Source organism: Saccharopolyspora pogona (assembly GCF_014697215.1).
In the GTDB taxonomy this organism is placed as follows: Bacteria; Actinomycetota; Actinomycetes; order Mycobacteriales; family Pseudonocardiaceae; genus Saccharopolyspora; species Saccharopolyspora hattusasensis.
In genome coordinates, this window is the sequence record NZ_CP031142.1 from 1317292 (window position 1) to 1340900 (window position 23609).

23 protein-coding genes and 2 pseudogenes are annotated in these 23609 nt (G+C 69.0%); 11 read left to right on the top strand and 14 right to left on the bottom strand.

The annotated features are described in order from the left end of the window. Both DL519_RS05635 and DL519_RS05640 read right to left on the bottom strand, forming a co-directional pair. Positions 1 to 1314, bottom strand: coding sequence for an MFS transporter (locus DL519_RS05635; protein ID WP_223838479.1), 1314 nt, complete (start codon positions 1312 to 1314; stop codon positions 1 to 3). Positions 1315 to 1550: 236 nt separating this feature from the next. Further along, a complete protein-coding gene (locus DL519_RS05640) occupies positions 1551 to 2741 on the bottom strand; it encodes an RtcB family protein (protein ID WP_168588987.1) in 1191 nt (396 codons plus the stop codon). 354 nt (positions 2742 to 3095) lie between these two features. Here DL519_RS05640 and DL519_RS05645 point away from each other — a divergent pair, with 354 nt between their 5' ends. After that, on the top strand, positions 3096 to 3599 hold the full coding sequence (locus tag DL519_RS05645; protein ID WP_190813181.1) for a DUF2505 domain-containing protein: 504 nt from the start codon (positions 3096 to 3098) through the stop codon (positions 3597 to 3599). 972 nt (positions 3600 to 4571) lie between these two features. Here DL519_RS05645 and DL519_RS05650 read toward each other — a convergent pair. From DL519_RS05650 to DL519_RS45735, 3 genes are all read right to left on the bottom strand, one after another. After that, positions 4572 to 5027, bottom strand: a complete 456-nt coding sequence (locus DL519_RS05650) for a VOC family protein (RefSeq protein ID WP_190813182.1) — start codon at positions 5025 to 5027, stop codon at positions 4572 to 4574. A 141-nt stretch (positions 5028 to 5168) separates the two neighbouring features. Next, positions 5169 to 5564: an AMP-binding enzyme gene (locus DL519_RS45730; protein ID WP_223838480.1), complete on the bottom strand. Its 396-nt coding sequence runs from the start codon at positions 5562 to 5564 to the stop codon at positions 5169 to 5171. Beyond that, positions 5561 to 5812: a hypothetical protein gene (locus tag DL519_RS45735; RefSeq protein ID WP_223838481.1), complete on the bottom strand. Its 252-nt coding sequence runs from the start codon at positions 5810 to 5812 to the stop codon at positions 5561 to 5563. The genes DL519_RS45730 and DL519_RS45735 overlap by 4 nt, the downstream gene beginning before the upstream one ends. Positions 5813 to 5843: 31 nt before the next feature. Here DL519_RS45735 and DL519_RS05660 point away from each other — a divergent pair, with 31 nt between their 5' ends. Continuing rightward, positions 5844 to 6068 (top strand): hypothetical protein, encoded by a 225-nt coding sequence (locus DL519_RS05660; protein ID WP_190813183.1) that lies wholly within the window; start codon positions 5844 to 5846, stop codon positions 6066 to 6068. A gap of 338 nt (positions 6069 to 6406) precedes the next feature. After that, the gene (gene abc-f, locus DL519_RS05665) at positions 6407 to 8032 is read left to right on the top strand and encodes a ribosomal protection-like ABC-F family protein (protein WP_190813184.1); all 1626 of its coding nucleotides are present in this window, start codon (positions 6407 to 6409) and stop codon (positions 8030 to 8032) included. Between the two features lie 66 nt (positions 8033 to 8098). On the opposite strand, the gene DL519_RS05670 is transcribed toward abc-f, so the two are convergent. Continuing rightward, positions 8099 to 8332: a hypothetical protein gene (locus DL519_RS05670; RefSeq protein ID WP_190813185.1), complete on the bottom strand. Its 234-nt coding sequence runs from the start codon at positions 8330 to 8332 to the stop codon at positions 8099 to 8101. A 56-nt stretch (positions 8333 to 8388) separates the two neighbouring features. On the opposite strand from DL519_RS05670, the pseudogene DL519_RS05675 reads away from it, so the two are divergent. After that, positions 8389 to 8808: pseudogene (locus DL519_RS05675) on the top strand (amidase family protein); the annotation flags it as partial. Positions 8809 to 9125: 317 nt separating this feature from the next. Then, positions 9126 to 9530 (top strand): cupin domain-containing protein, encoded by a 405-nt coding sequence (locus DL519_RS05680; RefSeq protein ID WP_190813186.1) that lies wholly within the window; start codon positions 9126 to 9128, stop codon positions 9528 to 9530. 10 nt (positions 9531 to 9540) lie between these two features. Here DL519_RS05680 and gndA read toward each other — a convergent pair whose 3' ends face one another. From gndA to DL519_RS05695, 3 genes are all read right to left on the bottom strand, one after another. Beyond that, positions 9541 to 10980: an NADP-dependent phosphogluconate dehydrogenase gene (gndA, locus tag DL519_RS05685; RefSeq protein WP_190813187.1), complete on the bottom strand. Its 1440-nt coding sequence runs from the start codon at positions 10978 to 10980 to the stop codon at positions 9541 to 9543. Positions 10981 to 11131: 151 nt separating this feature from the next. Beyond that, a complete protein-coding gene (locus DL519_RS05690; RefSeq protein WP_190813188.1) occupies positions 11132 to 12034 on the bottom strand; it encodes a phosphotransferase in 903 nt (300 codons plus the stop codon). 209 nt (positions 12035 to 12243) lie between these two features. Next, positions 12244 to 13431 (bottom strand): fumarylacetoacetate hydrolase family protein, encoded by a 1188-nt coding sequence (locus DL519_RS05695; RefSeq protein WP_190813189.1) that lies wholly within the window; start codon positions 13429 to 13431, stop codon positions 12244 to 12246. Positions 13432 to 13604: 173 nt separating this feature from the next. On the opposite strand from DL519_RS05695, the gene DL519_RS45740 reads away from it, so the two are divergent. Further along, entirely contained in the window at positions 13605 to 13724 is a 120-nt protein-coding gene (locus DL519_RS45740) for an SDR family oxidoreductase (protein ID WP_317891434.1), read from the top strand. Between the two features lie 97 nt (positions 13725 to 13821). On the opposite strand, the pseudogene DL519_RS05705 reads toward DL519_RS45740, so the two are convergent. The 3 genes and pseudogenes from DL519_RS05705 to DL519_RS05715 form a co-directional block, all read right to left on the bottom strand. Further along, positions 13822 to 13929, bottom strand: a pseudogene (locus DL519_RS05705) (MerR family DNA-binding transcriptional regulator); the annotation flags it as partial. A 23-nt stretch (positions 13930 to 13952) separates the two neighbouring features. Next, positions 13953 to 14417: an NUDIX hydrolase gene (locus tag DL519_RS05710; protein WP_190813191.1), complete on the bottom strand. Its 465-nt coding sequence runs from the start codon at positions 14415 to 14417 to the stop codon at positions 13953 to 13955. Positions 14418 to 14604: 187 nt separating this feature from the next. After that, on the bottom strand, positions 14605 to 15834 hold the full coding sequence (locus tag DL519_RS05715) for a phosphodiester glycosidase family protein (RefSeq protein ID WP_190813192.1): 1230 nt from the start codon (positions 15832 to 15834) through the stop codon (positions 14605 to 14607). A 703-nt stretch (positions 15835 to 16537) separates the two neighbouring features. Between DL519_RS05715 and DL519_RS05720 the strand changes: the two genes are divergently transcribed. From DL519_RS05720 to DL519_RS05740, 5 genes are all read left to right on the top strand, one after another. Then, positions 16538 to 17314 (top strand): MHYT domain-containing protein, encoded by a 777-nt coding sequence (locus DL519_RS05720; RefSeq protein ID WP_190813193.1) that lies wholly within the window; start codon positions 16538 to 16540, stop codon positions 17312 to 17314. Between the two features lie 146 nt (positions 17315 to 17460). Beyond that, positions 17461 to 19722, top strand: coding sequence for an ATP-binding protein (locus DL519_RS05725; protein ID WP_190813194.1), 2262 nt, complete (start codon positions 17461 to 17463; stop codon positions 19720 to 19722). Positions 19723 to 19754: 32 nt separating this feature from the next. Further along, a complete protein-coding gene (locus DL519_RS05730; protein ID WP_190813195.1) occupies positions 19755 to 20177 on the top strand; it encodes a roadblock/LC7 domain-containing protein in 423 nt (140 codons plus the stop codon). A gap of 31 nt (positions 20178 to 20208) precedes the next feature. Next, complete coding sequence (locus DL519_RS05735; RefSeq protein WP_223838482.1) at positions 20209 to 20583, top strand: DUF742 domain-containing protein; 375 nt, start codon at positions 20209 to 20211, stop codon at positions 20581 to 20583. Next, positions 20564 to 21151: a GTP-binding protein gene (locus DL519_RS05740; RefSeq protein WP_168588977.1), complete on the top strand. Its 588-nt coding sequence runs from the start codon at positions 20564 to 20566 to the stop codon at positions 21149 to 21151. Before DL519_RS05735 ends, DL519_RS05740 begins: the two co-directional genes overlap by 20 nt. Before the next feature lie 74 nt (positions 21152 to 21225). On the opposite strand, the gene DL519_RS05745 is transcribed toward DL519_RS05740, so the two are convergent. Together DL519_RS05745 and DL519_RS05750 are read right to left on the bottom strand one after the other, a co-directional pair. After that, on the bottom strand, positions 21226 to 22176 hold the full coding sequence (locus DL519_RS05745) for an asparaginase (protein ID WP_190813196.1): 951 nt from the start codon (positions 22174 to 22176) through the stop codon (positions 21226 to 21228). Then, a complete protein-coding gene (locus tag DL519_RS05750; RefSeq protein WP_190813197.1) occupies positions 22173 to 23609 on the bottom strand; it encodes an amino acid permease in 1437 nt (478 codons plus the stop codon). The genes DL519_RS05745 and DL519_RS05750 overlap by 4 nt, the downstream gene beginning before the upstream one ends.

Sequence of the window (23609 nt, forward strand, 5' to 3'; positions counted from 1 at the left end):
TCAGAGCGGGCTGCCGGTGGTCGCCGCGCCGGTGCGTTGGGGGGATCGGACGGGAATCATCGCGAGCAGGCCGATCAGCAGGATGAGGACGATCCCGGCCATGCCTGCGCGTTGGGTGCCGAACAGGGCGATGAAGCCGCTGAAGGCCAGTGGTCCGAGGAAGCTCACGGCCCGTCCGGTGGTGGCGTAGAGGCCGAACGTTTCGCCTTCCCTCCCCGGCGGCGCGATGCGGGCGAGGAAGGTGCGGCTGGCCGATTCCGTCGGTCCCAGGAAACCCGCCAGAAGCAGCCCGCACACCCAGAAAGCGGCCTTGTCGGGTAGCACCACCATCGAACTGCCCACCACGACCAGGCCGAACAGCGACGTGACGATGATGGGCTTCGGGCCGAACCGGTCGTCCGCACGACCGCCCAGGAAAGCGCTGGCACCGGCGATCAGGTTCGCCGCGATCGCGAAGACCACTACCTCGCCGGGGCTGAAGCCGAAGGTGCCCGCCGCGATCACGCCGCCGAAGGTGAAGATCGCGGCCAGCCCATCCCGGTAGATCGCGCTGGCCGCCAGGTATCCCAACGTGCTCCGGTCGGTGCGCCACATCCGCGCCAGCCGTTTGCCCAGCACGAGGTAGCCGGTCAGGAAGGACCGCTGGACTTGATCCGCAGGCGATGGGGCCTCGGGAACGAAGATGAGCAGTGGCAGCGCGAAGAGCGCGAACCACGTGGCCGCGAACAGCGCGACGACGCGGATGTTGAGTCCGTCCTCGGAGGTCACGCCGAACAGGCCGATTTCGGGTTGCACGAACTCGAACAGGACGATCGCCAGCGCGACGAGACCCCCGAAGTAGCCCATCGCCCAGCCGAATCCCGAGATTCGGCCGATCGTCGCCGGCGTCGAGACCTGGAGCAGCATCGCGTTGTAGTTCACGCCCGCGAACTCCACGAACACGCTGCCGACGGCGACGAGCACCAGGCCCAGCAGCAGGAAGGACGGAACGTCCTGGACGAAGTACAGCCCGGCCGTGCTGACCACTACGAGGGCGGTGTGCAGGGCCAGCCACCGCTTGCGCCGTCCGCCGGCATCGCTGCGCTGCCCGGTCACCGGCGCGATCAGCGCGATGCACGCTCCGGCGATGGTGAGCGTGACACCGAGCGCTTTGGACCCGGTCTGCGGGTCGCTCGCCACCGAGCCCGTCAGGTACACGGTGAACACGAAGGTGAGGATCACGGTGTTAAACGCCGATGATCCCCAGCCCCAAAGCGCCCAGCAGATCACCGAACGCCAGTCCCACCGAGCCGCAGCGACCGGATTCGCAGCCACATCCATCCTGCGATCAGACCAGCCCGCCGCCACCCGAGCCACTCGAAAGCGCCGCGTTGCGGCCGAACTTCGCGGTGGTCCTCGGGTGGTCCAACGGTCGTCAATCGGGCAGATCGGGCGGCGATCCGGGTTCCAAGGAGCGGCCTTCGCCGTCGGCACGACCGGGGAAGGCCCGTGCTTCGTTTTGCCGGTTGGTCCGGGTGCCTCGGCGGTCGGGCCACCGAGGCACCCGGCGTTCACCCCTTGACGCAGACGACCTGCTTCAGGTGGGTCACCACCTCGACCAGGTCGGTTTGCGCGGCGATCACCGAATCGATGTCCTTGTAAGCGGCCGGGATCTCGTCGACCACGCCGGCATCCTTGCGGCACTCCACGCCGGCCGTCTGCGCTTCCAGGTCAGCGGCCGTGAAGGTCTTGCGGGCCTTGTTCCGTGACATTCGCCGACCGGCGCCGTGCGAGGCGGACTGGAACGACCGCTCGTTGCCGAGGCCGCGCACGATGTACGACCCGGTGCCCATGCTGCCCGGGATGATGCCGAGATCACCCCCGCCCGCCCGGATCGCGCCCTTGCGGGTGACGAGCACCTCGACGCCGTCGTAGCTCTCTTCGGCCACGTAGTTGTGGTGGCACGAGATCGGCGTGTCGAACCTGGTCCCCGGCACCGTTTCGGCTAGCGCCCGCTGCACCAGGGCCAGCATCGTGGCGCGGTTGCGCGCCGCGTAGTCCTGTGCCCAGAACAGGTCCCGGCGGTAGGCCTGCATCTCCGACGTGCCCGCGACGAACACCGCGAGGTCCGGGTCCGGCAGGTCCGCGTTGTGCGGGAGGCGCCGCGCGATGTCGATGTGCCGCTTCGCCAGCTCGTTGCCGATCCCGCGGGAACCGGAGTGCAGCATCAGCCACACGCGGCCGGCGTCCGGGCCGCCCTGCTCCAGGCAGACCTCGATGAAGTGGTTGCCGCCGCCGAGGCTGCCGATCTGCGCCCGCGCCCGGTCCTGGAGGTTCTGCACGCCCGGGTGCAGTTCCCCGAAGACGGACCAGAACTCCTGCCAGCCGCTCAGCCCGGGTACGCGCGACGGGTTCACCGGGGTGCGGTGCATGGCGAAGCCGACCGGCACGGCCGATTCGATCCGGCCGCGGAGCACACGCAGGTCGTCCGGCAGATCGGCAGCCGTCAGGGACGTTCGCACGGCGCTCATCCCGCACCCGATGTCGACGCCGACCGCCGCCGGGGACACGGCGTTGCGCATGGCGATCACGCTGCCGACGGTGGCGCCCTTGCCGTAGTGCACGTCCGGCATCACGGCGAGTCCGTGCACCCATGGCAGGTTGGCGACGTTGTGCAATTGGCGCATGGCGGCGTCTTCGACCGACTGCGGGTCAGCCCACATCCGGATCGGCACCCTTGCACCTTCAACTGCCGCGTACATCGTTCTTCCTGCCTCTCGGTGACTTTGACCAAGCAATGATCTACGGTTTTCCCGCGCCACGCCACCGAATTAATTCAACTCGACGCACTCGGCCGCGCCAGGCCCACGTTGGACGGTTGCGACCCGCTGCACGTCACCACAGCGCGCGAAATCGTCCAATAAGGATAATTGTGCGCTGGATCCGCCGTAGCTCGGGCAACGCGGGGCCGCCCCCGGAGGTAATCCACCGGTGGGCAGCTCGAGCGAGTTTGTCGACGGTGGGGGTCCGAGGTCGCGGAGGTGACGCGAACCGGTCGCCCCCGCGACACCGGTTCATAACCGCAGCGTCGTGAAATCGGCAGTAACCTCCTCTGCATGACGCGCAGGATCGAGTACCGGAGCACCTACGAGTGGCCCGCCGCTCGGGTGTTCGCAGCGCTGACGGACCCCGACTGCCTCCGCGAGCGGCTGCGAGTGCTCGGCGGTGACAACGAGTTGGTCGAGCACGAGGCGACCGCAACCGGCGCGCGGTTCCGGATCCGCCAAGGCGTGCGCGCCGAGGTGATCCCCTCGGTGGCGCGCGCAGTCGTCGGCGGGGACCTCTCGATCGACCGCAGCGAGGTCTGGCGTCGTGAGGCCGACGGTGGTTACGCGGGCGAAGTGACGGCGGGTGCGTTGGCCGTGCCGCAGGCGATCACGGCTTCGCAGCGGCTGCGGGACCTGCCGCCGGCGGGGTGCGAGTTCGTCGTAGAGGGCGATGTGAAGGTGGGCATCCCGCTGCTCGGCGGCAAACTGGAAGACCTCTTCGCGGGTGAGGTGCACAGCCTCCTGGCGGCCGAGCACGAATTCACGGTCGACTGGTTGTCCCGGCACGGCTGACAACCGGGCTCTGCTTCCGCGTTCGGCCAACGGCGCGTCGACACCGGGCGTCTCCCCGGCTGAACGGGTCGAGTTCTCGCAGTTCAAGGTCGTGCGAGCGATTCGTGCCCGGGACCGGGTGTTGACCCCAAAGTCGTGCCACCAGGCGTCAGCTGTGCCGTCACACGGCACTGAATCGGTGGTGTTCATGCCGCTCGCACGGGATCTGTTGACGGTGGAACACCCGACGGCGTTGGTCGGGGACGTCCGGTGGCCTGCTCCGCAGCAGGGTCGGGAGTGTCGGCGCGGCGCGGTCGCTGGCTCGCGGTGAGCCGCGCGGCGAGCTTCGTCGCCCTTCGCCATGAGGTGCACGGTTTCGTCATTCTTGCGGCGGAGTTCGTGAATGATCGCGGTGGAGACGCCGCTCATGCCGATGCCCTCGATGACGCGCTGTCCGATGTGGAGTGCTCTCGTGGTCAGCACCCAGCGGGTGACTTCCGCGCCCGCCTTCCGGGGCGGATCCAGCCATCCGTCCACAGTGTCCGGATCGCGCGTCGCACCGTGCCCAGATGGGTCAGGTGTCCGACCGGTGGTGATTTGCCCAGCGTCCGGGACCGGTGCGCGGGAAGCCGTGCTGGTCAACACGGTGAGTCCCGACTATCGCTTGCTGGCTTCGAAATCGGCCACTCCGCTTGGGGGCATGCGACTGCCGCGGACCTGTTTGGACGAGTGCCGACCGGCATGAGCTGGCGGGCTTCTACGGGCACCGTTCGAACCCGACGGAGTCGCGAAGATGCGTGCCGTGGCCGAGGAGAACCCGGATCTCGTCACCGAGCACGGCGGCGTCAACCCCAGCGAGCACGGAACGGCCTGGACCGCAGCGAGTTCAACCGGCAGATCTTCGAGGATGAAGCTCCACGAGGCGATGCGACAGGAACGTCCCAGCCGGCCGCTGCCGGGCGAGGCATCGTCCAGCAGCGGCATCCCGCCGGGTCAGCGTCCCGAATCCGCCGGCCGGTCGGCGAAGATCCCTTCGAGCATCCCGGTGGCCTGGCCGACCTCGATCAGGTAACCGTCGGGATCGCGCATGTAGCAGCGGATCTCGGCCTTGCGGTCGATGGGTTCGGTGAGGAACTCGGCGCCCTTCCGGCGCGCCTCGGAGTGGAAGGCGGCGATGTCGGCCACGCGCACGTTCATGAAGGCCGACACCGTGGTGGGCCGATCCGGGGGCTCCAGGACGACGTCGGGCTTGTCGGGAGTGGGGCCGCCACCCGGGTTCATGATGATCCACGAATTGGCGACCTTGACGATCGCCGGGTTCTCCTCCAGCACGACCCGCCCGCCGAAGATGTCGGCGTAGAACTCCCGTGAGCGGGCGACGTCGCGCACGGTGAGGAAATGCGTGATGACGAGGCCTTCCTCGGGTGTCGGCCAGTCCTTTCGAAGCATGAGCCTCCTTTCCCGGTACCGACCGGTACCTGAATCGGCGTTCGGCTCCGCGAGCGGTGGGTGGACCCCGACCAACAATGGAACACCCGGTTGGCGGCGGACGCAGCGCGACCGCCGTCGATGCCTTCCCACCTCGGGGATTCACGCGCTCCCATGTCCAGGCGCCGTCTTCGCCTCGTGGTGCTGCCGGGCCCACTCGCGGAGTGTCGCGGCGCGGATCTTCGAACCGTTCGTACCAGATGTGGTGGCCATCCGGTCGATGACGTGGATCGCCGAGGGCACCTTGAACCGGGCGAGGGTCTTCGCGCACCAGGCGCCCAGTTCTTCCGGTTCCGCGGGCCCGTCGAGCACGACGAAACCCACCGCTCCGGTCGCACCTGCCGCGTCCCGCACGCCGACGACCTTCGCCACCTGCACCGACTCGTGCTCGGTCAGCCGGTGCTCAATTTCCGCGGGATCGACGAGGAACCTGCGCAGCCGCAAGACGTCGCCCATCAGGCACGCGAAGGTGGTCGCCGTGTCCTCGGAGATGGTCACGAGATCGCCGGTGCGGAATCAGCCGTCGGCGGTGAACGAACGCGCCGTCGCCTCCTCGTCGCCGAGGTAGGCGTCGACCACGTTGGCCCGCGCAGCTGCAGCTCACCCCGCTCACCGGGCGGCACGGCCCGCTCGGTGAGCGGGTCCACGGCGAGGGCCTGGATATCCGGCGAGACCAACCGGCCGCCGCCGGACCAACGGCGGGGAGCGGGCTCGTCGGGCGGCCACAGCGCGGTCAGCGCGAACACCTCGGACGACCCGTAGACCCCGGAGGTCGACGTGCCGAACTCGGCCGACGCCCAGGCGCCGAGCTCGGCGGTCCTGCCGCACGTCGCGACCGGCCGTTACCACGACCCTGATCCGGCGTCAACCGGACGGATCGTGGCTGTTCGTCGAGCGCAAGGTCACCTTCTTCTGGGTGCCGATGAGCTCCGGCTGGCCCCCGGCCGGATGGAGTGGCCACCGGCCGCCGCCGCGCTCGACCCGCGCTACGCGCGCGGTTGACCGGGCCTCCGCCGGTTTTCGATGTCTGAAGTGGACAGCCAGCCGATTGCTGCTGAAAGTCGGCTCGCCGTCCACTTCGGCACCGGCCCGGGCGTCCTCGGCCGGGCAGCGATCCGCAAAACCCGGTGGCACCGCCCGGAGCCCTGTTGCTACGGTGGAGTGGATTGCGAGTGAGGGAGACCAGACGTGGTTGGTGACGACGACATCTCCGGGTGATACCCGGACGTGATCTGCCACCTGCAGGCGCTCGTGCGCGCCGCTGTCGTGGCCATGTCGTCGTTCCATCGTTCTCCTCCGGGCTGCCTTGGTGCGCCCGCATCACCCACGAGGGCTCTCACATGTCCGATGCGTTCATCACCTGCTCCAACCTGTCCTTTTCCTGGCCGGACGACACGCCGGTCTTCCAGGACCTCTCCTTCACCGTCGGCGGCGGCCGCACTGGCCTCGTGGCCCCGAACGGCGCGGGCAAGAGCACGCTGCTGAAGCTGATCGCCGGCGAGTACCGGCCGACCGGAGGTTCCGCGTCCGTCGAAGGGGTGCTCGGCTACCTCCCGCAGAGCTTGCCCCTGGACGGCGATCCGACCGTGGCCGAGGTCCTGGGCATCGCGCCGGTGCTCCGGGCCCTCGCAGCCATCGAGTCCGGGGATGCGAGCGAGGAGAACTTCGCCGCGGTCGGCAACGACTGGGACATCGAGGAACGCACCCGCGCACAGCTGGAACGGCTTGGCCTCGGGGACGTCTCCTTGACCCGGCGCCTGCACACCCTCAGCGGCGGCCAGGTCGTCTCGCTCGGCCTGGCGGCACAGCTGCTGAAGCGGCCCGACGTGCTGCTGCTCGACGAACCGACCAACAACCTCGACGTCGACGCGCGCCGCAAGCTCTACGGCGTGCTCGAAGACTGGCAGGGCTGCCTGCTGCTGGTCAGCCACGACCGGACGCTGCTCGACCGCATGGACCGCATCGCCGAACTGGACCAGGGCGAGATCCGGTACTACGGCGGGAACTTCACGGTGTACAAGGAGACCGTGCACGCCGAGCGTGAGGTCGCGGAGAAGAACATCCGCAGCGCAGAGCAAGAGGTCAAGCGCGAGAGGCGGGAGATGCAGCAGGCCCGCGAGCGGGCGCAGCGCCGGGCCAGCAACGCCGCCCGCAACATCGAGAGCGCTGGGCTGCCGAAGATCCTCGCCGGGGCGCGGAAGCGACGCGCCCAGGAGTCGGCGGGGAAGGCCGACGAGACGCACGCCGCGCGGTTCAACGAGGCCAAGGCGCGGCTCGACGAGGCCGAACGTGCGTTGCGCGATGAGCAGCGGATCGCGCTGCAGCTGCCCGGGACCAACGTTCCGGCCGGGCGCACGGTCTTCCTCGGCGAAGGGATGCGGGTTCGCCGCGGGGAGCGAGACCTCTTCGCTGGCGAAGGCGTCTACCTGGCGATCCGGGGGCCCGAGCGGATCGCGCTGACCGGGCCCAACGGCGCCGGGAAGTCCACGCTGCTGCGCGTGATCAACGGCGATCTGGAGGGCGGCAGCACGAAACACGCCGATGGCCGTATCGCCTACCTCTCGCAACGGCTGGACCTGCTGGACCTCGACCGCACGGTGCTGGAGAACCTGGTCGCCTCCGCGCCGGAAATGCCGGAGTCGCAGCGGATGCACTTGCTCGCCCGATTCCTGTTCCGCGGCACCCGCGTGCACCTTCCGGTCGGGGTGCTCTCCGGCGGCGAGCGGCTGCGGGCGACCCTGGCCTGCGTCCTGTTCGCCGAACCGGCCCCCCAACTCCTGCTGCTCGACGAACCGACCAACAACCTCGACCTGGTGAGCGTCGGGCAGCTCGAAAGTGCGCTCAACGCCTACGAAGGCGCGTTCGTGGTGGTGAGTCACGACGAGCGGTTCCTCGCGAACATCGGCGTGAACCGCTGGCTTCGCCTCGCCGACGGCAGCCTGGTGGAAACTGGCGCACCAGTCTGAAACGGGCGCTGGCAACGCCGACCGTGAGTCTTTTGGGTTGCTGTAGCAGCCAAAAGACTCACGGCACTACCAGCCGGCCGCGGTGCGGACCTCGGCGGCGAGGCTCGTCGGCGGCTCGTGGGAGGAGTCCAGCACGAGGTCGTCGAGTCCGGCCGCGTCGAGGATCTCGGCGAGTTCGTTCGTGCGGTCCAGGTGCCAGCGCAGGCTGGGTTCGTCGTCAGCGTGCCGGTCCCGGATGCGGTCTCGGGCCACGGAGGGGTCGACGACGAGCCGGACCAGCAGGATGCCGGTCGAGTCCAAGGCCCTTGGTAGCGGCTGATGGCCGAACGCGCCTCGATCACTCCCGCGACGACGAGGTGCCGGGCACCGGCCCGCCGGTAGTTGGCGGCCAGGGCTTGCAGATTCTGCAGCTCCAGCGCGAGGTTGAACGGGTCGTCCTCCGGACTCGGCCAGCAGTTGCGGATGTGATCCAGGTCGATCAGCGCGTGCGGGTCATGGCCGCGCACCACTTGGACGCCATCGCTTCGCCGACGAACCCACCGGCGTGGACCACGGACTGCGAGCGCGGTGACGAGGACGTCATCCCGTCCTCGACCCCGGCGGCGGTGGCGGGCTACCCGTCGGTATCGGTGCCGTCCGGTTCCGTCGGCGAGCTGCCGGTCGGGTTGCTGCTCATGGCGGGCTACCGGCAGGACGCCGAGCTGCTGTCGCCGGCGGCGGTCGCCGAGCGCGAGCTGTACGCCTGGCGGGCGCCGCGCTACCTGCCGATCGTGGGGCCCGACCCCCACTCCCTGACGCGCTCGGTCGCGAGCCCAGCAGCCCCAGTTGTCACATCCGAAGCACACGTCGCTGCCTGTCGTCCGATCCGGTAGCGGTATCGGCCCGGGTGCCTCCAGCCCTGGGCGGCTTCGCTTTTCCGGCGTTATGGTGCGCAAGTCCGCAGTGCTTCGCACTGCGTGCTTGGGGGAATCAAATGCTGGTTCGTTGTGCGCCGCCAGGTCGTCGAGACACCCGCGAACGCGCCGTCCGCGCGTTCGCGGCCCGCCCGAACGCGCATTCGAGTTGGCGTTTCACTGGAAAGGAATGGATCGTCGTGACCGACGTCGCAGAGTTCGCGCTGTCCAGCCTCGCAACGGTGGTCCGGATCGAAAAGCCCTGGGGCTACGAGGAGATCTTCGCCGTCGTGGAGGGCCGCTACGTCGGCAAGGTGCTGTACATCCGCGCAGGTGAGGCGCTTTCGCTGCAGTACCACGAGAAGAAGGAGGAGACGGTCGCCGTCCAGTCGGGCTTCGCGTTGCTCGACCTGGGGCCCAGCCGGACGTCGCTGGTCCGGATGGAGCTGGGCCCCGGCCAGACGGCGAGCATCCCGTCCGGGGTCGTGCACCGGATCATCGCCGTGTCCGACGTGGTCCTGCTGGAAGCCTCCACCGCGGATCCGGGGTGGCAGGCGGACGTCGTCCGCCTGGAAGACCGCTACGGCCGTGCCGTAACCGCGTAGCCCGAAACGGTCAGGCCGGTACTTCGGAGCGGTCTGCTGCCCAGAGGGTGTGGAACGAGCCTTCGCGGTCGGTCCGGCGGTAGGTGTGGGCACCGAAGTAGTCGCGTTGGCCTTGAGTGAGCGCGGCCGGGAGCCGGTCCGCGCGCAGCGCGTCGTAGTAGGCGAGTGCCGCCGCGAATCCCGGTGTCGGCACGCCCTGGGTGGTGGCGGCGACCAGTACCGCCCGCCAGTCGTCCTGGGCGGCGGTAATCTCCTGCGCGAACGTCCGGTCGGAGAGCAGGCTCGGCAGGTCGGGGCGCGAATCGTAGGCGGCGCGGATGCGGTCTAGGAACGCGGCGCGGATTATGCAGCCGCCACGCCAGATCGAGGCGATCGCACCCAGGTCGATGTTCCAGTCGTATTCCGCGCTGCCTGCGGCGATCTCGTGGAATCCCTGCGTGTAGGACACGATCTTGGACGCGTACAGCGCCTGCTCGACCTGGTCGGCGAACGCGGCCGCCTCGGAGCTGCCCAGCGGTTTCGCCGCGGGGCCCGCGAGCCCGCGGGAGGCTTCGCGCAGCGCGGTGTGGCCGGACAGCGAGCGGGCGAAGACCGCTTCGGCGATGCCCGGCACCGGCACGCCCAGTTCGAGCGCGAGCTGCACGGTCCAGCGTCCGGTGCCCTTCTGCTCCGCCTGGTCGGCGACCACGTCCACGAACGGCTTGCCGGTCGCGGCGTCCACATGGGACAGGACTTCGGCGGTGATCTCGATCAGGTAGGAGTCGAGGCGGCCGGTGTTCCAGGTGCGGAAGATGTCGGCGATCTGGGCGGGGGAGAAGCCAGCGACGTCGCGCAGCAGCTGGTAGGCCTCACCGATCAGCTGCATGTCCGCGTATTCGATGCCGTTGTGCACCATCTTCACGAAATGGCCCGCCCCGTCGGGGCCGATGTGCGTCACGCAGGGTGCGCCGTCGGCGACCTTCGCGGCGATCTTCTCCAGCATGGGTCCGAGGGAGTCGTAGGACTGCGTGGATCCGCCGGGCATGATGCTGGGTCCGTGTAGCGCGCCTTCTTCGCCGCCGGAGATGCCGGTGCCGACGAAGTGGATGTCGTGCTCGCGCAGTTCGCGCTCGCGGCGTCGGGTGTCGGCGAAGTGCGCGTTGCCACCGTCGATGATCATGTCGCCCGGTTCCAGCAGGGGCGCGAACTCCTGGATGACGGCGTCGGTGGGGTCACCGGCCTTGACCATGATCACGAGGCGGCGGGGGCGTTCCAGCGCGGCGACGAAATCGGCCGGGGTTTCGGTCGCGACGAAGTCGCCTTCGTGGCCGAATTCGTCCATGAGCGCGCGGGTCTTCGACGCGGTGCGGTTGTGCACGGCGACCGCGTAACCGTTGCGCGCGAAGTTGCGGGCGAGGTTGCGCCCCATGACGGCGAGCCCGGTGACGCCGATCTGCGCTGAAGTGCTCATGCGGATAGCTCCTGTGGGTTGCGTCGTCGACGCGGCGCGGGTGTGTTGACCCGACAATTCTCGAACAGCAGCCGACCCGACGCAGGGTTCCCGGCCGCGCTCTTTGCCGGGGGCGTTCAGCTGCCGGAAAAGGGTTTCCGGATCTTGCGGGTCACGGGCGGAGTTCTCCGAAGATCTCCAGGCGGTGTTCGTGGTAGGCGACGTCTTCCGAGTCGTGGACTGTTCCCCGTTCCTCCTGCTGATGGAAGGATGCGGCCTCGCGGCGCAACCGGTGCCGGATCAGCTGGACGAGGGTTTCCTCGTCCAGGAGCCCGGCCGGGCCACCGGCCTCGGCATACGCGTGCAGGAAGGACCACATCGGCGCCAGGTCGGTCGCGGATTCGCGCCCGGTCCACTCCAGCGCGGCGCAGGCCACCTCGACCTGAGGTGCGACGACGCATGCCTCGTCCCAGTCCAACACGGCGTTGAGGACGTTTCCGTCGGACAGCGTGTTGCCCGCGTAGAAGTCGCCGTGCACGGGCTGGCGCACTGAGCGAGTGCGCTGGAATTCCGATAGCCACAGATCGAGTTCCCGGTCCGCCAGCGCGGGGTCGGGTGGAGGTTCGGCGCCGTCCAATCCCTGCTCCAGGCCGGCGGTGACGGGTCGCGGTGGCGGCTGCAGACCCGCCAGGGCCTGGTGCAGTCGAGCGAGCAGCGAAGCGGCCTGCACCGCCATGCCGGGTACTTCGGGCGTCGGCCAGCGGCCCGGGGCCAGCGGCCACACCGACATCGGGCGATCATCGACGCGCAGCACCGTGTGTCCGCCCGCGGTCCTGAGCGGGGCAATTGCTTCCGGAACCTTGGCCGAAGCGTGCGAGGCAAGGGCGTTGCACCACTCGGCCTCATCCGTGCGGCGCCACCGCGACCCTAGCCGAACTACGTGTTCATCGACGGCGAAGGCGGCGGATTCCTCGCCGCCGTGCAGCCGAACAGGTGTGCCCGCGAAACCCGGTCCCCACCCGGTGTCGAGAGCTCGGCGAGCGGCCTGGGTGAATGCGATGTCGGTGTAGGGCAACGCAAACCTCCTTGCGTCGTCGGTCGGTTCCCCGGGACAACGGTAGTGAGGACCTGGCGGTGGCTCAGCGTCTTGATCAGGTGGGGAAGCGGCGGACCTACCGGTCGTACGCGGTCGGCCGGCTCACCCGGGAATCAGGTTCGGCTGCCGTAGCTCAGGCGTTGGAGCGGGACCTCGGCCGGTTCGCCCCCTTGCCGCGCGGCTCGCGATCACGCCTGCGGGTTGCCCCCGAGCAGACCCCGGGCTGCGAGGTTGGTCATCAGCGCGCGGATGCCGAACGTCCAGTCCGGGGCGGCCTCGGCGGTGCTGACGACGTTGATCAAGGCTCCCAGCGCGGGGGAGGAGATGCACACGACGTCGCCGGGCTTGTGGGTGAAGCCCTGGCAGGGGACGTCGCGGTCCTCGGTGGGGGCGAACAGCGTGCCAGTGAACAGCACGAATCCGTCCGGGTACTGGTGGTGGCTCCCGTGGGCGTGGTCGACGAGCTCGCGCACGTCGCGGCTGATCTCGCTGACCGGGTTGATCCCGTTGAGCCGGTAGCCGTCGGTGCCGGTGATCTCCAGGCCGATTTCCACGTTCCGCGCGTCGTCGAGGGTGAACTCGTCGTCGAACAGCCGGAGGAACGGGCCGATCGCGCAGGACGCGTTGTTGTCCTTGGCTTCGGTCAGCAGCAGTGCGCTGCGCCCTTCGAAGTCGCGGAGGTTGACGTCGTTGCCGAGCGTCGCCGCCGCTGGCACACCGCGGGAGGTCACCGCGAGCACGAGTTCGGGCTCCGGGTTGTTCCACGTTGAGCGCTCCAGCACGCCGATCTCGGCGCCGGTGCCGACCGCGGACAGCACCGGGGCCTTGGTGAAGATCTCCGGGTCCGGGCCGATGCCGACCTCCAGATACTGCGACCACAGGCCTTCCGCGACGAGGACCTTCTTGATCCGCCGCGCTTCCGCGGAACCCGGTCGGACCTGGGAGATCCGGCCCTCGATGACGCTGCCGAGCTTGGCGCGGATCTCCTCGGCCCGGCGGAGGTCGCCATCGGCGCGCTCCTCGATCACCCGCTCCAGCATGCTCCGCACGAAGGTCACGCCCGCGGCCTTCAGGACCTGCAGGTCGACAGGTGACAGGAAGTGGGGCCGCGTGCGATCGCCGGCGAGCGTGGCGTCCAGGAGGTCGGAGAGCTGCCAGCTCCTGGCGCCTTCGTGCGTTCGCGCGATGTGCACGGCGTCGGTGCGTTCGAGCAGACCGGAAACCGTGGGCTCGACGCCGGTCAGGTCGACGACCGTCGTCCCGCGCACCGCGGCGACGCACGGCCCTCCGCACGCCGGGTCGAAGATGCGGGCGACCAGCGTCGATCGGGCGGCATCATCGGGGAGAACGCGTTGGGAGTAGAAGGAGAGGTTCAACTTGCCCTGCCTTCCTTCGAGATGCGTTGCGGCTGAGGCGCCACGGCCGATCCGCGCCAAGCGCGCCTATGGCTCATTCTGGCGGCCGGGCTGGCGGTTGCAGCCTGTGGAGACGGTGTAAGCGCAAGGGGCCGATCACGAAGAATGGCGCCGCGTCTGGATCGACGGTGCCGATGCGCAGGGTCGGCGAACCCCATGAGATCGCTCCGGCCGTCGTGATTCTCGGCTCGGACGCCAGCAGCTACTGCACCGGCACGGATCTTGTTGTCGACGGCTGCTACACCCCCTGGTGACATGAGCCGCTGACAGCCCGACCCCGAGCACTTGCACGAAGACGGGCCGCCAGTTGGCTACGTGCGTGCGAGCGCGTCGATTACGACGTAGGCGAAGGTCGACGTCGGCCGGTGGCAGCAGCCCGAGTTCGTCGTAGAGCCGCAACGCCTTCGGCGTCAGGCCCGATGCCTGCGCGAACTCGCCGATGCTGCTCAGCCTGGACATGACACCCCGTCGATGACGGGCGATCAGAAGCCGAAGGTGGTGACCTGGGGGAGCGTGCCGGCGCGCAGGTGCCGGAGGATGTACTGCTCGTGGGGCACGGTCGGACTCGGCGGCGCGTCCAGCGGAAACCACTGCAGATCGGCGGTCTTCTCGGGCTCGGCCCGGTTGGGCTGACCGGTCCAGCGGCGGCATTCGAAGAAGAAGTCCACCCGCTCGTTGATCGCCCGGTGGTCGCCCTGCGTCCGGTGCATGACCGACAGCGGCACGAGATCTTCGGCGGAGATGTCGATGCCCAGTTCCTCGGTGGCTTCCCGGCGCGCGGCGTCGATGACGGATTCACCGGATTCGACGTGGCCCGCCGCGGCCATGGCCCAATGCCCGTCCATGTACCCGGTGTTGCGGCGCAGCTGCAGCAGCACCTCCTCACGGGCCTCCGACCTGCGAAGCGCGATGTAAACGGAAGGAACAACTTGAAACCGATCAACCATGGAACCGACCCTAGCCCCAGAATTCCGGGGCTGGTGGGCGACGTCGATCGCTCCTGGAAAAGGCGGAGTCCGAGCCCGCTCGTCGCGGGGGAGTCGCCGCTCTTCCACGCCGATTGGTTTGATTTCGGTGGCCGATCGGCTGACCGATGCGGGGCGGGACCGACGGTCCCGAAATCCAACAGGTGCGTCAGCGGGCGACCGAGAAGACGCCGATCCCGTTCGCCACGGCGCGAGGAGCCCCGTCGGAGGGCACGTTCTTCACTACGGCCGAAGGCTGCCCGGGGTCGCGCACGGCCATCGTCGACGAGCCGCCGCCGTCCAAGTTGACGCCATCGGCGGCGCCCAACGACCGGAGCAGATCGGCCAGCTCGAGAACGCTCATCCCGGTGCTCGCCGCGGAGCGCCCGTCCACCGCCAGCAGGTAGACGGTCCGGCCGTCCGAGCTGACTCCGGCCGAGGTGCGCGGGGCCAACGCCCCGGCATCCAGGCCGGGCAACGGTGTTCCACCGCGGAGGATCGGGAAGCCGCCGACGGCGAACTCCAGCGGCGGTGCGTCGGCCGCCTCCAGCCGGGAGTCGACCACGACGCGGTCACCGGGGTTGAGCTTCTCCAGCTCGGCGGCGCCCTTTTCGCGTCCGACGAGAACGACGGTGTCACCGGGGATGGCACCGGAACCGGGCTGGTCCTGCTCGGCGCTGACGACGCCGTTGCGGATGACCACTTCTTCGGTATCGGTGGTGCACGGAGCCGAGCGGTCCGCGTCGGTCCCGCACACCGCTCGGGCCCTGGCGACCTCGCCCCATTCCGAGGTGTAGAGCCCGATCCCGTCCACTGGCACCGCGTACTGGTTCAGTCCCGCCAGGGCGGTCGTTCCCTTGGCGCTGCGCACCGTGCCGGCCAACGCCACGCTTGAGACGCGGGCACGCCGGTCGGTGCCCAGGCCGAACACGTCCTTGGTGGCAGTGCCGTCCGGCAGGGCAGGACCGAAGCGCTGACCGTTGGGGACCGCGGCTTTCAGGTCCTCGCCGTCGGCGATCTCCGGACCGACCGACGAACCGGTCGCCGCGACGCCTTCGTGCGACTCGCTCAAGTGAAAGAAGTCGCCGTTGACGCCCGCGACCGCCCGTTGCGCGTTCGTCATGTCGTGGACCTCGTCCCGGGCGGCCACGACAGGAGGGTGTAGCAGATCCAGCTCGACTTTGGGATTGCTCAGGTCGACAGTGAGCAGGTACGCGACAACAGGCCCGTGCGCGGTGGAAAGCTGGAAGGACCGGTATGTCATGCCCGGGGCGACCTGCTCCCCCGAATCGTGAGCCGACTGATCGGCGTACGCCGGTGCCACCGGCAACGCCAGTGCGCAGAGGAGAACGGCGGCCCCGAGCGCTGCCCACCGCCGCTGGATTCCCGCAGACGCCATCGCCGACCGCCTCTCCCGAAGATCGAATCCGCGGCAGCGTAGCGCCCGCATGGGAGACGGAAGCTCATTCGGCGATGAACGTCGGATGATCCGGGAACGAATTCCCTGTTCCGGGGTAGCGCCGGGCCTGTCAGGTCAGAACCCGGTGGTGGGGGTCCGTGGTGACCGTCGGGACGGACAGGACGTCCGTGACAGGGGTCAGCTGGAGATCGTTCTGGGCGCGAATGCTGTCGAGCTGTACCGCTCCGCGCGTCATCACGTCCGGAAAATTTCCCACCAGTGTTTCGGTTTGGTGGCTTTGATCGGAGTTTCCGGGGTGTCGATGCCTACCCTGGCGGCCTGTTGATCTGCGCGATGCGGTGTCCAAGCGCGGATCGTCTGGCCGGTCGTAAACGATCATCCTATTCGGACTCCGATGGTGTGTTTTCGCTGTTCCGGAGGGGGTTTCGGGGGTATGCGACGTGCCGCGTGCTCGTGGCGTTACGCCGGTGGATTAAAAGAAGATTAAGGGTGTCGCATGAATGCGGGAACAACTCGCCGCGCACGGATCGTCACTGAACATATCCACTTTGGAGCGTGGTTGTGATCGGCGAGTGATATGAGTAAGGTCGTTTCGACGTGACCGGCCGGTCGGGGCAACGAAGGTCGCTTCTTGACAGGTGCCGCCTACACGCTTTAGGGAACAATGGGTCAGATAGGCTCGATGACGGAATTCGGTTTTGGTTGGCTGACGCCGGTCCTGTCGTACGTGATGGCTTGCGTCGGTGCAGCGCTCGGCTTGCGCTGCATGGTGCGCGCGCTGGCGACGACCGGCCGTGCGAAGCGCAACTGGTTGCTCAACGGTGCTGTGGCGATCGGCACCGGCATCTGGACGATGCACTTCATCGCGATGCTCGGCTTCCACGTCGCGGGCACCGACGTGCGCTACGACGTTCCGTGGACCGTGCTGAGCCTGGTGGTCGCCATCGTGGTGGTCGGCATCGGCGTCTTCGCGGTCGGCTACAGCCGTTCCAAGGTGTTGGCGGTGCTGGTCGGCGGCCTGGTCGCCGGCGTCGGGGTGGCCGCCATGCACTACGTGGGGATGGCCGCGATGCGGCTTTCCGGCATGGTCAGCTACGACCCCCTGATCGTCGCGTTGTCGGTGGTCATCGCCGTGATTGCGGCGACCGCCGCGCTGTGGGCGACGCTGAACATCCGCGGCCCGGCGGCCGCGTTCGGCGCCTCGCTGGTGATGGGCGTGGCCGTCAGCGCGATGCACTACACGGGCATGGCGGCCGTGAGCGTCCACCTGCACGGGACGGATTCCGCCGTGGTCGGCGCGTCCCCGATGCAGTTCATCTTCCCGCTCACGGTCCTGCTGGGGTCGTACTTGTTCCTGACGTCGGCGTTCGTCGCGATTTCGCCGAGCGCGCCGCAGAATTCCGATTCGGCGGATGCCGGGGGAGCACCCGAGAAGCCCGTGGAGCCGGTAGCCAGGTGAATTCGATCGATCGCGTTCCGTGAAGATCGTGTGAATTGATCGACCCGCCCACAAGCTCTCCTTCGATAATCCGGGATGGATGGTTCATGCCCGAAACCCGCAGGTATTCCAAAATCAGATTTCCGAGTCTGCCGCAGCCGAAGTCGGTGCGCGCGAAAACCGTGGCGCTGCTCGCGGTCCCGGTGGTCTCGCTCATGGCGCTGTGGTCGCTGGCCACGGTCTCGGCGGTGCAGAACGCTTGGACGCTGCACCAGGTCGAGGAGCTCAACGAGAAGCTGGCTGGTCCAGTGCGGAACCTGTTCACCAGCCTGCAGGGCGAGCGGGCCGCGGCCGTGCAGTACCTGGCCGCTCCGCAGGCCGCGGGGGAGCAGGCGCTCTCCGCGCAGCGTGCGCGCACGGCCGAGGCCGCGACAGCGCTGCTCGACGGCGTGACCGTGGCCAAGGCCGACATCGCGAGCCTCGCCCCCGACGTGAACCAGCGCATCAACGCTCTCGTCCAGGACCTCGACCGGCTCCGGGACGAGCACCCGCGCCTCGCAGCGGGGCAAACGGACTGGAACAGCGCCTACAACGCCTATTCCGCCGCGATCGACGATGCCTTCGCGGTGGACGAGGTGCTGACGAAGGTGCAGGACGGGCAGGCCGCGGCCACCGCGCGGGTCGTCCTGCAGCACAGTCGCGTGGCCGAGATGATCGCGCGCCAGGACGCGGTGGCGACCTCGGCGCTCGTTTCCGGGCGGATGACACCGGAGCAGCACCGGGCGTTCGCCGGTGCCCTCGGCGGCCAGCACGTGCTGACCGCCGGATTGCTGCCCGACCTCCCGGATGCGGACCGCGCCGCGTACCAGCAGTTCGTCGGCGGCGATGTCTACCGGTCACTCAGCGCGATGCAGAGCGAAATGCTCGACACGGCCACCTGCACGTTCTCCCTCGACCAATGGCGCGGCGCGGTGCGAGTCCTGGAGCAGGCGGTGGACGCCAGCCAGGCCGATGCGCGTGCCGCGGGCGCTGCGCAGGCGGAATCGGCTGGCCAGTCGGTGACGACCCAGGCGGCGCTGACGGTGATCCTCGGTCTGCTCGCCGTGCTGCTCGCGTTGGTGGTCTCCGTCCGGATCGGTCGGGGCATGGTGATCGAGCTGGTCGGCCTGCGCGACTCGGCGTTGGAGCTGGCGAATCGGCGGCTCCCGCAGGCGATGCGGCGGATCCGGACCGGGGAGAAGATCGACATCGAGGCCGACGTTCCGGTGGTCGCGCCCGGCGAGGGCGAGATCGGCCAGGTCGGCGATGCGCTCAACGCGGTGCAGCGCGCGGCGCTGCAGGCCGCGGCCGAGCGCGCCGAACTGCTCACGGGCGTCTCCGGCGTGTTCGTCAACCTGGCCCGGCGCAGCCAATCCCTAGTGCACCGCCAGCTCGGCATCTTGGACGCCATGGAGCGCCGGACCGAGGATCCGGCGGCGCTCGAAGACCTGTTCCGGGTCGACCACCTGGCGACGCGGATGCGCCGCCACGCCGAGGGGCTGATCATCATGTCCGGTGCCACTCCCGGCCGCGCCTGGCGCCAGCCGGTGCCGTTGATGAACCTGGTCCGCTCGGCCATCTCCGAGGTCGAGGCCTACGCACGCGTCGAAATCCGCCGGATGCCCCAGCTGTCCGTGCTCGGCTCGTCGGTTTCCGACATCACGCACCTGTTCGCCGAACTGGTGGAGAACGCCACCACGTTCTCGCCGCCCGACAGCACCGTGCTGGTGCACGGCGAGCCGGTCGGCACCGGGTTCGTCGTGGAGATCGAGGACCGCGGCCTGGGCATGAGCCCGGAGCGGCTGGACGAGGCCAACCGCTTGATCGCCGAAGCGCACCAGCTGGAGCTGTTCGAGGGCGATCGGCTGGGCCTGTTCCTGGTGAGCCGACTGGCAAACCGACAGGGCTGCACCGTGTCGCTGCGTCGCTCTCCCTACGGTGGTACCACGGCGGTGGTGCTGCTTCCGATGTCGATCCTCGCCTCGGAGCCGCGTGAACGGCCGTCCAAGTCGTTCGCGGCGCCCGACGATCAGCCCGTTAAGCCGCCGAAGAAGGCGGTCGCGACGCGGCTTCCGGTCCGGGTCCCGGCGAAGGTCGAGTCCCCGGCGCCGACGCAGCAGCCGATCTGGCGGGAGCCGGCGGCGATCGGCGCGGCCCCGGCCGAGGAAGCCGCTGTCGAAGTCGAGCAGGACACCGAAGTCCTGCCCCGCCGGACCCGGCAGGCGAGCCTCGCCCCTGGCCTGCAAGCAACCGATTCCCCGGACAGTAGGACCGAGTCGGCCCCGACGGCCCCGACGGCCTCGCTGTCGCCGGAGCAGGCGCGAAGCATGATGTCCGCGCTGCAGCAGGGGTTCGCCCGCGGGCGCGGGGCGCCGACCGACGACTCCTGAGCCCTTCCCACCGCAAACCGAGGAGCAAACCGATGTTTGGGACTGCCGAACATTCCGGGGAGTTGAGCTGGCTCTTGGACGAGCTGGTCCACAACGTGCCGCGAGTCAGGCTCGCGCTGCTGCTGTCCAACGACGGGCTGGCCATGGCGGTTTCCTCGGGGGTCAGCAACGAGGACGGCGAACACCTCGCCGCGGTCGCGTCGGCGCTGCATAGCCTCGCCAAGGGCACCGGACGGCACTTCGACGCCGGTTCCGTCCGCCAGACCATGATCGAACTGGACGGCGGTTACCTGTTCGTCGTGGCCGCCGGCGGCGGCACCTGCCTCACGGTCTTCGCCGAGGCGGGTGCCGACATCGGCCTCGTCGCCTACGAGATGGCGCGCCTGATCAACCAGGTCGGCGACCACATGTACGCCGCCGAACGCTCACGCGGCGAAGCCGGAGGTGCGTTGTGACGCACCCGGCGCGGCGCGGGGGAGACCGGCCGTGAGCGGGGCCGGTCAGAACTGGTACGACGACGATGCGGGCCCCCTGGTGCGGCTGTACGCGATGACCGGGGGACGTGCCCAGCCGCGCCGCGGCGTCCTGGACATCATCACGCTCGTCGTGGCCACCACCGCCCCCGAACACGACCTGACGCTCACCCCCGAACAAGCCGGAATCCTCAACCTCTGCCGGGGCCGACAGCTGTCGGTCGCGGAGATCGCCGCCCGCGCGGACCTGCCGTTGAGCGTCGTCCGGGTGCTGCTCGCCGATCTCCTCGACGCCGGACACGTCCACGTCGAACGCCCCACACCACCGCGCGAACTGCCCGGTGAAGATCTCCTGCAGGAAGTGATCAATGGCCTTCGCGCGCTCTGAAGAACGGACCGGCTCACCCCGCACCGCGCTGAAGATCCTGATCGCCGGCGGGTTCGGCGTCGGCAAGACGACGATGGTCGGCGCGGTCAGCGAAATCCGGCCGCTGCACACCGAGGAGCAGCTCACCGAGGCCGGGCGCGGCGTGGACTCCACCAGCGGTGTGGAGCAGAAGACCACCACAACTGTGGCGATGGACTTCGGCCGCATCACACTGCAGGACAAGTTCGCGCTGTACCTGTTCGGCACGCCCGGGCAGGACCGCTTCTGGTTCTTCTGGGACGACATCGCGCAGGGCGCGCTCGGCGCGGTCGTGCTTGCGGACACCCGCCGCCTGCGGGACTGCTTTGCGGCGGTGGACTACTTCGAGAGCCGCGAGATCCCGTTCATCGTTGCGGTCAACCACTTCGCGGGCTCGCGGCGCTTCGGCGCGGAGGAGGTAGCCACGGCGCTCGACCTCGACCCGGGCATCCCGGTCGTCCCGTGCGACGCCCGCGACCGCGACTCGGCCAAGGAAGTCCTGATCGCCCTGGTGGAACACGCCAGCCACATCTACGCCAAACGCCGATGACCGGGGATCCGCTGTGGACGGACGACGGGGTGTGAGCGCCGAAGCCTTCGGCACTCACACCCCTTGCTCGTTCGTCAGCTCTTCAGGACGTCGGCGACGTTCAGGTCGTCGCTGGTGAACCGGGCGAGCAGCGTCGCGTCGACGCCCGCCAGCTCCAGGGCCGCGATGGTCGTCGGGAGGCGGGCTCGGTCGGAGCCGTCGGCGATCTTGAGCGCGATCGCGGTGCCGTCGGGTAGCGCGGCGATCTGCACCGCCTCGAAACCGTCCTTGGCGATCAGGCCCGGCACCGCCGACATGAGCGCGGTGGTGTCCCGGCGGGAACCGGCCACCATCTCCGGATGGGCTCGGATCGCCTGCGCGACCACGCCTTCCGGGCTTCCCGTCGGTGCACTGGCGATCCGCCCGGCAGCCGTGGCCAGGCCGCGCAGCGAGACGGCGAACAGCGGCGCGCCGCAGCCGTCGATGGCTACGTTAGCGATCCGCTGACCGGTCAGATCCTCGACGGTGGCGGCGATTTCGCGCTGCAACGGGTGTCCGGGATCCAGGTAGTCCGATGTGGACCAGCCGTGCCTCCGGGCGGTGTGCAGCATCGACGCGTGCTTGCCAGAGCAGTTGTGCGCCAGCTTGCGGGCCGGGCGGCCCGCCGCGATCCAGGCCTCCCGCTCGACCGGGTCGTACGGGAGGTCGGCCGGGTTGCCGAGTTCGGCCTCGGTGGATCCGCCAAGCTCCAGCAGGCGCCGCGCGCCGGCGAGGTGGACCTCCTCGCCGGAGTGGCTGGAGGTGGTTAGCGCGAGCAGGTCCGGCGGCAGCGACAAGCCGAGCCGGACCATGGCGACCGCCTGCATCGGCTTGGCCGCCGAGCGCGGGTAGCAGGCCGTCTCGGCGTCGCCGGCCTGGAACAGGATCGAGCCGTCCGGAGCGACCACCACGACCGTGCCGTGGTGGACGCTTTCGACGAGGCCGTCCCGCAGCACGTGCACGAGCGGCACGTGCGCGGGAACGCCGACCGGGGGAGTCTGGGTCATGCGTCGGCCTTTTCGAGCACCGAGGTGTCGATCTGCTTGCGGACCCGGAACCAGCCGATGACCAGCGCGATGATGATCAGCGGCAGGGCCATCAGGGTGATCCGGCCGATTTCGTCGAAGGCCATCAGGATCACCACCGATGCGAGGAACGCGAGCGTGACGATCTCGGTGAAGGGCGAGAACGGCAGCCGGTAGCCCGGCCGGGTCACCTCCCCGCGCTGCGCCTTGCGGACGAACAGCAGGTGGCAGACGACGATGACGCCCCAGGTGGCGAGGATGCCGATGGAGGCGAAGTTCAGCACGATCTCGAACGCCTCGGCGGGTACCAGGTAGTTCAGCCCGACGCCGGTCACGCAGACGGCGGAGGTCAGCAGGATGCCGCCGTAGGGCACGCTGTTTTTGTTCATCACGGCGGTGAACTTCGGTGCCGAACCGGCCATCGACATCGACCGCAGGATGCGGCCGGTGGAGTACAGGCCCGAGTTCAGGCTGGACATCGCCGCGGTGAGCACCACCAGGTTCATCACATCGCCCGCGTAGGGGACGCCGATGTGCGAGAGCACGGTGACGAACGGGCTCTCGCCCTTGCTGTAGCCGTCCCACGGCATGAGCATCGCCAGCAGCACGACTGAGCCGACGTAGAACACGCCGATCCGCCACATGATCGAGTTGATCGCCTTCGGCATGATCTTCGCGGGGTTCTCGGTCTCGCCGGCGGCGACGCCGACGAGCTCGACGGAGGCGTAGGCGAAGACCACGCCCTGCATGAGCAGGACCAGCGGGATCACCCCGGCCGGGAAGATGCCGCGGTGGTCGGTGATCAGCTGCGGGCCGGGGAAGTTGCCGTCGATCGGATGCTGAGTGACCAGCAGGAAGATCCCGATGACCATGAACAGCACCAGCGCGGCGACCTTGATGATGGCGAACCAGAACTCCAGCTCGCCGAACAGCTTCACCGAGACCAGGTTCAGGGTCAGCACGATCGCCAGCGCGATGAGCGCCAGCACCCACTGGGGGATCGGGGTGAACGCCGACCAGTAGTGCACGTACAGCGCGATAGCGGTGATGTCGGCGATACCGGTGGTGGACCAGTTCAGGAAGTGCATCCAGCCCGCGGTGTAGGCGCCTTTCTCGCCCATGAACTCGCGGGCGTAGGAGACGAAGGAGCCGGAGGAGGGCCGGTGCAGGATCAGTTCGCCGAGGGAACGCACGACGAAGAACGCGAACAACCCGCACACCGCGTAGGCGATCGCCAGCGACGGGCCGGCCTGCGCGAGCCGGCCACCGGCTCCGAGGAACAGCCCGGTGCCGATCGCGCCGCCGATGGCGATCATGTTGATGTGCCGCGCTTTCAGCGACTTGCTGTAACCGGTGTCACCGGCGTCGGCGGGCCCGTCGCCACGTTGCGACGGCTGCAGGGTCTGGTCGCTCAT

What these genes read in the sequence shown, in the direction of transcription:
- DL519_RS05640 (WP_168588987.1), bottom strand. Translation starts at nt 2,741, where the DNA reads ATGTACGCGGCAGTTGAAGGTGCAAGGGTGCCGATCCGGATGTGGGCT.
- DL519_RS05645 (WP_190813181.1), top strand. Translation starts at nt 3,096, where the DNA reads ATGACGCGCAGGATCGAGTACCGGAGCACCTACGAGTGGCCCGCCGCT.
- DL519_RS05650 (WP_190813182.1), bottom strand. Translation starts at nt 5,027, where the DNA reads ATGCTTCGAAAGGACTGGCCGACACCCGAGGAAGGCCTCGTCATCACG.
- abc-f (WP_190813184.1), top strand. Translation starts at nt 6,407, where the DNA reads ATGTCCGATGCGTTCATCACCTGCTCCAACCTGTCCTTTTCCTGGCCG.
- gndA (WP_190813187.1), bottom strand. Translation starts at nt 10,980, where the DNA reads ATGAGCACTTCAGCGCAGATCGGCGTCACCGGGCTCGCCGTCATGGGG.
- DL519_RS45740 (WP_317891434.1), top strand. Translation starts at nt 13,605, where the DNA reads ATGCGCAGGGTCGGCGAACCCCATGAGATCGCTCCGGCCGTCGTGATT.
- DL519_RS05710 (WP_190813191.1), bottom strand. Translation starts at nt 14,417, where the DNA reads ATGGTTGATCGGTTTCAAGTTGTTCCTTCCGTTTACATCGCGCTTCGC.
- DL519_RS05715 (WP_190813192.1), bottom strand. Translation starts at nt 15,834, where the DNA reads ATGGCGTCTGCGGGAATCCAGCGGCGGTGGGCAGCGCTCGGGGCCGCC.
- DL519_RS05720 (WP_190813193.1), top strand. Translation starts at nt 16,538, where the DNA reads ATGACGGAATTCGGTTTTGGTTGGCTGACGCCGGTCCTGTCGTACGTG.
- DL519_RS05730 (WP_190813195.1), top strand. Translation starts at nt 19,755, where the DNA reads ATGTTTGGGACTGCCGAACATTCCGGGGAGTTGAGCTGGCTCTTGGAC.
- DL519_RS05740 (WP_168588977.1), top strand. Translation starts at nt 20,564, where the DNA reads ATGGCCTTCGCGCGCTCTGAAGAACGGACCGGCTCACCCCGCACCGCG.
- DL519_RS05745 (WP_190813196.1), bottom strand. Translation starts at nt 22,176, where the DNA reads ATGACCCAGACTCCCCCGGTCGGCGTTCCCGCGCACGTGCCGCTCGTG.
- DL519_RS05750 (WP_190813197.1), bottom strand. Translation starts at nt 23,609, where the DNA reads ATGAGCGACCAGACCCTGCAGCCGTCGCAACGTGGCGACGGGCCCGCC.